Here is a 9,046-nt window from a genome sequence, read left to right as displayed (position 1 = left end):
ATTTCAGGGGCATCACAGCTCCTGTATTTTTTACAGTTTCCGGATTTATTTTTACCTATCTGTTAATTCGTGTACCAGAGAAAGGATTTGACAATCCAAGAATAAAAAAAGGGATTAAACGCGGTATTCAACTATTGTTCATTGGGTATCTTCTCCGTTTAAATCTATTTGGATTATTTAAGGGCGAAATGTATGCTTCCTTCTTCCTGGTTGACGTTTTGCATATAATAGGCTTATCAATCCTGGGTATTATTGGTTTGTATTTGCTCACCAGTAAACAAAAAAATTACGTCTTTCCTTCATTATTGCTTTTAATAAGCTGTTTGCTTTTTAGCTTTGAACCAATATATTCCGAATGGACCTTTCAGATACTGCCGGATGCTTTGGCTAATTATTTTACCAGAACAAATGGGTCTGTATTTACTATAATACCATGGTTTGGATATACTGCCATCGGAGGCTTTTTCTCTTACCTGTTTATCCATTTTAAAAATTCTCAATCTCTTTATCCTTCAGCTATTTCTATTGCGGCACTTACAGGTATATTCCTAATCTTTTTCTCATCAGATCTGTTTATAGCAGTCTCATCAATAACCGGGATACAATTGTTCGAAGCTATTGCCGCAAATAATTACCTTTTTATCAGATTGGGAGACGTACTTATTGCCTTTGCTGTCTTTATGCTATTGCGTCAGTTCATTACAAGCAGGACTGTGTTAAAAATAGGTCAGAACACATTATCCATCTATATTATTCATTTTGTTATTCTGTATGGAAGTTTTACCGGACTTGGATTGTATCGATTCTTTTACCAGGCCTTGCCCCCGGCTATTTTGATTCCCGCAGCCATAGCCTTTATGTTTGCTTGCTCCTTTCTGGCTTTGTTTTATGCCAGGAACGAAGACCAAATCAAACAAGGTATAAATGCCGGGCTTATAGATCTCAGAAGTAAGCTGGAGCCATGGGTAAATTATACGCAAAGGATATTAAAAATAAGTATTTACAGGATACTTAGAAGCATTGGATTGGTAAAGAGCTAAAAATGATTGCCAACAATTCCAGGTCATACTAATTTTAGTAAACCTTAAACTTCTAAGAAATAATTCAACTCATTAAATATGCAAAGCTCTGTCATCCGTAGCGGCCAGAGCAGCTTCTTTTACTGCTTCGGCATAGGTTGGATGTGCATGACTCATCCGCGAAATATCCTCGGCTGAAGCTCTGAATTCCATAGCAGTGACTGCCTCGGCAATCAGATCGGCACATCGGGCACCTATCATGTGTACTCCAAGGACTTCATCTGTTGTCTTATCTGCAAGAATTTTTACAAAACCATCGATATCCATGCTAGCTCTGGATCGTCCTAAAGCGCGCATTGGAAATTGACCTGATTTATATTCCACACCAGCTTCTTTTAATTCTTCTTCAGTTTTTCCAACGGATGCTACTTCGGGCCAGGTATAGACAACGCCGGGAATTAAATTATAATCTATATGCGGCTTTTGACCGGCAATAATTTCAGCGACCATTGTACCTTCCTCCTCGGCTTTATGCGCAAGCATTGCGCCCTTAACCACATCACCAATAGCGTATATATTTGGAATATTGGTCTGTAGGTTGTTGTTTACTGCTACCCTGCCCATATTATCCAACTGAACACCTGCGGATTCTGCATTTAAGCCATCGGTGTATGGCCTTCTGCCCACAGAAACGAGGCAATAATCTCCTTTTAATATCACTTCACTTCCTTTTTTGTCATCGGCTTTGATAATTACCTCATTCTTCTTTCGCTCAACCGACTTCACCTTATGTGAAAGCAGAAACTTAACTTTTTGTTTTTTTAAAACCCTCATAAGCTCTTTGGAAAGTCCTCCATCCATACCGGGGATAATTCTATCCATAAACTCTACCACAGTAACTTCAGAACCTAATCGCTTATATACCTGACCTAATTCCAATCCAATCACCCCACCGCCAATAATGATCATGTGTGAAGGGATCTCCTTCAATTTTAAGGCCTCTGTAGAAGTGATTACACGTTCCTTGTCCAGATTGATAAATGGCAGTGTAGAAGGTTTAGAGCCTGTGGCAATGATTATATTTTTGGCTTCTATAGTTTGCGGTTGTCCTTTCGATGGTTCTATTGCGATGTGGGTGCTGTCCTTAAAACTTCCTTTGCCTTCAAAAACATCAATCTTATTTTTATCCATCAAAAACTGAATTCCCTTGGTAGTTTGATCTACTACTGCTTGCTTACGCGCAATCATCTTTTCAAGGTTTATTTTTATTTCTCCGGGGATTTCTATGCCGTGATCTTCAAAATGTTTTACCGCTTCTTCATAATGATGACTGGAGTCTAACAGGGCTTTGGAAGGAATACAACCCACATTAAGACAGGTTCCTCCCAAAGTTGAATATTTCTCGATTATGGCAGTTTTCATACCCAATTGTGCGCATCTGATGGCAGCAACATACCCACCTGGTCCGGAGCCTATAACGGCCACATCATATTGATTCATAGTCTTCTTTTTTTAAGTAAAAGATTGTTTTATAAAGGGATATTCAGAAAATCAGATCACAAAAGTACAAATGTTTTTGTTTAGGTCATAAGAGAATCAGAGCTTAAGAAAACCCAAACTACAAGTTTAGTTAAAAGTGTAAGGCGGTGCTGTATTTTACCTCATTAATAACAAAAGAACTCTGGGTGCTTCCAATATTTTTAATAGCCGTCAACTTCGTCACCATAAACTCTCTGTAAGTTGCCATATCACTTACATTAACCTTAAGGATATAATCATAATCCCCGCTAATATGATAACATTCCGAAACTTCTTCCAGCTGAACTATTTCTCGTTCGAACTGAAGCACATACTCTTTTATATGTTGGATCAATTTAACATGACAGAGTACCATAAAAGCCTTGTTTACCTTATTCCTATCAACCAAAGCAACATACCTGGTAATCACAGCTGTTTTTTCCAATCGTTTTATCCGCTCATATACCGCAGTGGTTGAAAGTCCAAGTCGGTTTGCATATTCTTTGGTTGTCCATTTACTATCCTCTTGAAGGAGTGCTAATAATTCCCTGTCTTTTGCGTCTATTTTAATCATGATTTATTTACATTAAAAACTACTTTATCTATATAAAAATAAATATTTAATCTATTTTATTATATAAATATAGTTTTATTTTCTAATATATTCAATTATAGTTGTTTTTCAATCTGCCTTTCAATATTTTTATACAACAAAACTTAAGCTGTTATGAAACATAATGCAACAGACAAAATTCAGGAATTGCACAATTTTGGCGAATTCGGAGGTGTAAATCCGTCTATATCCGACTCGTCTACTTATACTTTCCTATCCGCAAAAACTATGTTCGATACCTTTGAAGGGAATACTGAAGGTTGCTACTTATATAGCCGACACTCCTCCCCTTCCAATCTCTATTTGGGAGAAGCTCTTGCGGCTCTCGAAGGAACAGAAACGGCAAATGTCACCGCAAGTGGCATGGGAGCAATTACAGCGGTAATTCTGCAATTATGTAATTCGTCAGACCATATTGTCAGCAGCAGGACTATTTATGGAGGCACTTATGCTTTTATGAAAAATTTTCTTAGAAAATTTAATATCAATACTTCATTTGTAGACATTACAAAAATTGATATTGTAGAAAAGGCAATTACAGCGGATACCAAAATGATATTCTGTGAATCTATAAGCAACCCTTTACTAGAAGTTGCCGATTTAAAGGCGCTATCCAGATTGGCCAAAAAATACGATATTCCTCTGGTGGTAGACAATACTTTTTCGCCCTTATCAATTGCTCCGGGTAAACTAGGAGCAGAGATAGTGATCCATAGCCTGACTAAATTTATAAATGGAACCAGCGATAGTGTAGCAGGGGCGGTTTGCGGGACAAAGGAGTTTTGCCTCAGCCTAAAGGATGTGCATAATGGAGCCGGAATGCTTTTGGGCAGTACTCTTGATAGCCTCAGGGCATCCTTTATTCTAAAAAATATGCGAACGCTTCATATCAGAATGAAAAAACATAGCGAAAATGCATTATTTCTGGCCAAAAATTTTGAAAAAGACGGGCTTAGGGTGGTCTATCCAGGTCTTAAATCACATCCCGGGTACCATACTATGAAAAAGCAGATGGTTTCCGAATATGGGTATGGGGGTATTATGACCATAGATGTAGGTAGCCTTGAAAATGCAAATAAACTGATGGAGTTAATGCAAAAGAAAAACCTTGGTTATTTGGCCGTTAGTCTTGGGTTCTATAAAACGCTGTTTAGTGCACCTGGCACATCCACTTCATCGGAAATCCCTTTGGAAGAACAAAAATCTATGGGTTTATCGGATGGCCTTATACGCTTTTCTATTGGCCTGGATAATGATATTAAGAGAACCTATAAATTAATGAAGGAATGCATGCAAAGTCTGCACATCCTTGAGGATAAAGTCGCATCTCCTGTTGCATAGATGATTTAGGGGTTTGCAGAACAGCGGCCAAAGTTGTAATATTACGAATCAACTAACCAAACCTTATGGCCGATAAAAAATCCAATAAATACAGACAACAGGAACATATAGTTGAAAACCGGGAACTAAATATTTGGGAGGCATTAATCCCTGTTATTGCCCTTGTAGGAATGCTTGCCTACAATGTCTATGTTTTCGGAGACGATGCTATTGGTGGTTCTAATCAGTTTATTTTATTAATGGGTGGTGCAGTAGCCGCTATTGTTGGTTTTTTTAATAAAGCTACCTATAAACAGATGTTGGCAGAAGTGGCCGAAAATGTGAAGTCCACTACCGGTGCTTTATTAATACTCCTGATGGTTGGGGCGCTGGCAGGAACCTGGATGATAAGTGGAATTATCCCGGCAATGATCTATTATGGCCTTCAAATTCTTAACCCTACCATATTTCTTGCCGCTAGCTTAATTATTTGTGCTATAATTTCAATTGCGACAGGCAGCAGCTGGACTACCTCGGCTACCGTTGGTATTGCCCTTATAGGAATTGGGGATGCCCTGGGAATTCCTATGGGTATGACAGCAGGTGCAGCGCTTTCGGGAGCTTATTTTGGTGATAAGATGTCACCCCTGAGTGATACCACAAATCTTGCCCCTGCCATGGCTGGTGGCGATTTATTTGGACACATCAGATATATGACCTATACCACCATCCCAACAATAACCATTACCTTATTGGTATTTGTAATTATCGGCCTGAATCTCGAGACGACCGGCATAGCTGACACAGAAAGTATTCTGAAATCTATTGATTCAACCTTCACCATAAACGGCTGGTTGTTTCTGGTTCCATTAGCAGTAATTCTTATGATTGTAAAAAAAGCACCTCCACTTGTCGCCTTGCTTATCGGCACTTTACTGGGTGGAGTTTTCGCTTTGTGGTTTCAACCCGATATCGTTGCGGGAATTACAGGTGCCAAGGAATTAAATTTTGAATCTGGGTATAAAGGAATATTGAATGCGATTACAATTAAAACCTCCGTAGCAACGGATAACCCGGCACTTAACGATTTATTTTCTGCAAAAGGTATGTCGGGGATGTTAGGTACCATATGGCTTATTGTATGTGCCATGGTATTTGGCGGTATTATGGATGGAATAGGCGCGTTATCAAGGATTACTAAGTCATTACTTGGGCTGGCAAAGACCACATTTGGGCTTTTTGCAAGTACCGTAGGAAGTTGTCTTGCACTTAACGTTACGGCATCGGATCAGTATCTTGCCATTGTAGTCCCGGGAAAAATGTTTGCCAAGGCATATGAAGACCGGGGGTTAGCCCCTGAAAATCTAAGCAGGACTCTGGAAGACTCCGGAACGGTGACCTCCGTGCTTATCCCCTGGAATACATGCGGAGCATATCATAGCGGGGTATTAGGTGTAGGAGTTGCAGATTATTTCTTCTTTGCTATTTTCAATTGGTTAAGTCCAATCACCACACTTTTCTTCGCTGCCTTGGGAATAAAAATCAAGCATTTGGCCTCCGCAAAGGCTTCTTGAATAAGTAAACCTGATTTATAATTGAATGATGTTTAACTTTTCCAGCTTTCGCCTATCATTTCAATCATTTATTTTTTAATTTCACACAGAATTTTAAAAATTATAAAATGGCTACTGTAACACTTAAGGGAAACGCAATACATACATTGGGAAATTTACCCTCCATTGGGGATAAGGCGCCGGGTTTTTCTCTTACAAAAAATGATCTTTCATCCGCTTCACTATCGGACTATAGTGGTAAGAAAGTAGTGCTCAATATCTTTCCCAGTATAGATACAGGGACTTGTGCACAATCTGTTAGACAATTTAACACGGAGGCGGCCGAATTGAATAATACTGTTGTCTTATGTATATCCAAGGATTTGCCATTTGCCCAGACCAGATTTTGTGGAGCTGAAGGAATTGATAATGTTGTAATGTTATCTGATTTCAAAGATGGTAGTTTTGGTAAAGCATATGGTGTGTCGTTCATTGATGGCCCGCTACAACCATTACTTTCACGATCTGTTGTGGTTATTGGCGAAGATGGAAATGTGCGCTATACAGAGCAGGTATCAGAAACTGTAAACGAACCAAACTACAAAGCGGCCCTCGAAGCTTTAATGGATGCCTAGAGAAAATCTGATTGTTAACCGGATAAAGGGAATTGGGTATGCTTTTCGCGGAGCATGGCTCTTAATCCGTACGGAGAGTAGTATCCAGATCCAGGTAGTCATTGCATGTATTATGACCGTTGTCGGGTTTTATTTTGAGATATCACAAACCGAATGGATTTTACAGATATTTGCAATTGCATTGGTGCTCGGTGTAGAAGGCCTGAATACTGCTATTGAAAAAATGTCAGATTATATACAACCTGAATTTGATGAGAAAATTGGGTTTATCAAAGACATATCTGCAGGAGCTGTTATGCTGGTTTCATTAGCAGCAACCATCATTGGATTTATCATCTATGTCCCAAAAATTATTTAGGACGATTGTAGATAGTCCTTCCTTCGTAAATTTGTATTTTTACCCCAAAGAATAGATTATTCAATGGCAAAGAAGAGAAAAAAAACAAGGCCCGCTTCTTCTAAAAAAGGTTTTTCTTTTAAGTTGTCCAAACAAAATAAAATTATCCTGGGAAGTCTTTTGGTACTTCTCAGCATTGCCCTCTTCTTTTCATTTACCTCCTTTTATTTCTCATGGCAGGCCGATCAAAGCCTTCTTACCGAATTTGCCGACAGGAATGAGCAGGCAAATAACTTATTGAATAAATTTGGAGCAAGCGTTAGCCACTTCTTTATGTATAGAGGATTTGGTGTGGCCTCTTTTATTTTTCCTGTTTTATTATGTATTACAGGTTTATACATGTTTTTAAGCCTTGATAATAAAGGGTTGTTAAGCAAGTGGATTTGGGGATTGGTTTTTGTTATATGGCTTTCAATTGCGATGGGTTTTTTCGCTTATGAACGTCCTTTATTGGGTGGTCTTGTAGGTTATGAAATGAATGATTTTTTACAGGATTATACAGGTAAAATTGGGGTTTTATTGCTTTTGGTATTTGGTCTTACCGTTATTCTGGTTCGCCTGTTTAAGTTCTCACCTGAAGGTATTGCGGCCTTTTTTAAACGAAAATCGAAATCTCTGGCTACAGAATTTCAAAATGGTGGTGGAGAAGAGATCTTAATGGATATTGATAAAGAACTCCCTATCGTCATTGATACTTATACCCATAAGGAAGATATTCCCCCTTTGACTACAGAAGTGGAGAACCCGGGAGAAAATGATAGTACCACAGGGATGCCTCCTAAGGAAGATTCCATAGAAATGGAAGTAGAGAAAATTACGGAAGAAAAAGAAGAAAAGGATATTCTCTCTGAAAAATTAGTTGCAGATTTTGGTGAATTTGATCCCACTCTGGAGCTAGCCAATTATAAGTTTCCACATCTGGACCTGCTTGATGCACATGGTGCGTCTGGAGGGATTACGATAAATCAGGAAGAGCTTGAGGAAAATAAAAACAAGATTGTTGAGACTTTAAAGAACTACAAGATTGGCATAGCTCAGATAAAGGCTACGATTGGGCCAACGGTTACCTTATATGAAATTGTTCCGGTTGCGGGGGTGCGTATTTCCAAAATAAAAAATTTGGAAGATGATATTGCCTTGTCTCTGGCAGCTTTGGGTATTCGAATTATTGCCCCAATACCAGGTAAAGGAACTATCGGCATTGAAGTTCCAAATAAAAATCCATCTGTTGTATCTATGCGCTCTGTCATAGCTTCCAGCAAGTTTCAAAAAGCTGAAATGGAATTGCCTATAGCTTTTGGCAAGACCATAAGCAACGAAACCTTTGTGGTAGATTTAGCAAAAATGCCTCACCTGCTAATGGCCGGCGCAACTGGTCAGGGTAAGTCTGTTGGTTTAAATGCGGTTTTGACTTCATTGCTTTATAAGAAGCATCCTGCAGAAGTAAAATTTATCCTCGTTGATCCAAAAAAGGTAGAACTTACCTTGTACAATAAAATTGAAAGGCATTATTTGGCAAAACTGCCCGATTCGGAAGAGGCCATAATAACCGATAATACGAAAGTAATTCATACCTTAAACTCCTTGTGCATAGAAATGGACAACCGTTATGAAATGCTAAAGTTGGCCATGGTTAGAAATATTAAAGAATACAATGTAAAGTTCAAAGCCAGAAAGCTTAATCCAAACGACGGCCACAAATTTTTACCTTATATTGTATTGGTTATTGACGAATTTGCCGATCTAATAATGTCTGCCGGGAAAGAAGTAGAAACGCCGATTGCAAGGTTGGCGCAGTTGGCAAGGGCCATAGGCATCCATTTGGTAATTGCAACACAAAGACCATCAGTAAACGTTATTACGGGTTTAATTAAGGCAAATTTTCCGGCAAGGCTTGCCTTCAGGGTAACCTCAAAAATAGATTCAAGGACTATTTTGGATACCCAGGGAGCTGATCAACTTATCGGAAGGGGCGACATGCTTTTCACTCA

At 38.8% G+C, this 9,046-nt stretch carries 8 protein-coding genes; 6 read left to right on the top strand and 2 right to left on the bottom strand.

Annotated elements, in window-relative coordinates; translation table 11 throughout:
• Positions 1 to 1,040: acyltransferase family protein (locus WBM60_RS11685; protein ID WP_424283117.1), on the top strand; the 1,040-nt coding region annotated here is incomplete at its 5' end.
• Positions 1,041 to 1,112: 72 nt separating this feature from the next.
• Here the strand turns inward: WBM60_RS11685 and lpdA are convergent.
• Positions 1,113 to 2,519 carry a dihydrolipoyl dehydrogenase gene (lpdA, locus tag WBM60_RS11680; protein WP_424283116.1) on the bottom strand — a complete coding sequence of 469 codons (1,407 nt, stop codon included), beginning with the start codon at positions 2,517 to 2,519 and terminating at the stop codon, positions 1,113 to 1,115.
• 130 nt (positions 2,520 to 2,649) lie between these two features.
• Positions 2,650 to 3,111 carry an Lrp/AsnC family transcriptional regulator gene (locus WBM60_RS11675; RefSeq protein WP_424264088.1) on the bottom strand — a complete coding sequence of 154 codons (462 nt, stop codon included), beginning with the start codon at positions 3,109 to 3,111 and terminating at the stop codon, positions 2,650 to 2,652.
• Between the two features lie 153 nt (positions 3,112 to 3,264).
• On the opposite strand from WBM60_RS11675, the gene WBM60_RS11670 reads away from it, so the two are divergent.
• The 5 genes from WBM60_RS11670 to WBM60_RS11650 form a co-directional block, all read left to right on the top strand.
• The gene (locus WBM60_RS11670; protein WP_424264086.1) at positions 3,265 to 4,491 is read left to right on the top strand and encodes an aminotransferase class I/II-fold pyridoxal phosphate-dependent enzyme; all 1,227 of its coding nucleotides are present in this window, start codon (positions 3,265 to 3,267) and stop codon (positions 4,489 to 4,491) included.
• A gap of 65 nt (positions 4,492 to 4,556) precedes the next feature.
• The gene (nhaC, locus tag WBM60_RS11665) at positions 4,557 to 6,044 is read left to right on the top strand and encodes a Na+/H+ antiporter NhaC (protein WP_424264084.1); all 1,488 of its coding nucleotides are present in this window, start codon (positions 4,557 to 4,559) and stop codon (positions 6,042 to 6,044) included.
• A gap of 107 nt (positions 6,045 to 6,151) precedes the next feature.
• Positions 6,152 to 6,658 carry a thiol peroxidase gene (gene tpx, locus WBM60_RS11660; RefSeq protein WP_424277226.1) on the top strand — a complete coding sequence of 169 codons (507 nt, stop codon included), beginning with the start codon at positions 6,152 to 6,154 and terminating at the stop codon, positions 6,656 to 6,658.
• Positions 6,651 to 7,016: a diacylglycerol kinase gene (locus WBM60_RS11655; RefSeq protein ID WP_424277227.1), complete on the top strand. Its 366-nt coding sequence runs from the start codon at positions 6,651 to 6,653 to the stop codon at positions 7,014 to 7,016. Before tpx ends, WBM60_RS11655 begins: the two co-directional genes overlap by 8 nt.
• A 63-nt stretch (positions 7,017 to 7,079) precedes the next feature.
• On the top strand, positions 7,080 to 9,046 hold a 1,967-nt coding region (locus WBM60_RS11650), incomplete at its 3' end, for a DNA translocase FtsK 4TM domain-containing protein (protein WP_424283115.1).

The sequence above is a fragment of the Eudoraea sp. genome, assembly GCF_049669105.1.
Lineage (GTDB): Bacteria > Bacteroidota > Bacteroidia > Flavobacteriales > Flavobacteriaceae > Eudoraea.
Note: the sequence above shows the minus strand (reverse complement) of the source record. Positions and strands in the feature narration are given on the sequence as shown.

What these genes read in the sequence shown, in the direction of transcription:
- lpdA (WP_424283116.1), bottom strand. Translation starts at nt 2,519, where the DNA reads ATGAATCAATATGATGTGGCCGTTATAGGCTCCGGACCAGGTGGGTAT.
- WBM60_RS11675 (WP_424264088.1), bottom strand. Translation starts at nt 3,111, where the DNA reads ATGATTAAAATAGACGCAAAAGACAGGGAATTATTAGCACTCCTTCAA.
- WBM60_RS11670 (WP_424264086.1), top strand. Translation starts at nt 3,265, where the DNA reads ATGAAACATAATGCAACAGACAAAATTCAGGAATTGCACAATTTTGGC.
- nhaC (WP_424264084.1), top strand. Translation starts at nt 4,557, where the DNA reads ATGGCCGATAAAAAATCCAATAAATACAGACAACAGGAACATATAGTT.
- tpx (WP_424277226.1), top strand. Translation starts at nt 6,152, where the DNA reads ATGGCTACTGTAACACTTAAGGGAAACGCAATACATACATTGGGAAAT.
- WBM60_RS11655 (WP_424277227.1), top strand. Translation starts at nt 6,651, where the DNA reads ATGCCTAGAGAAAATCTGATTGTTAACCGGATAAAGGGAATTGGGTAT.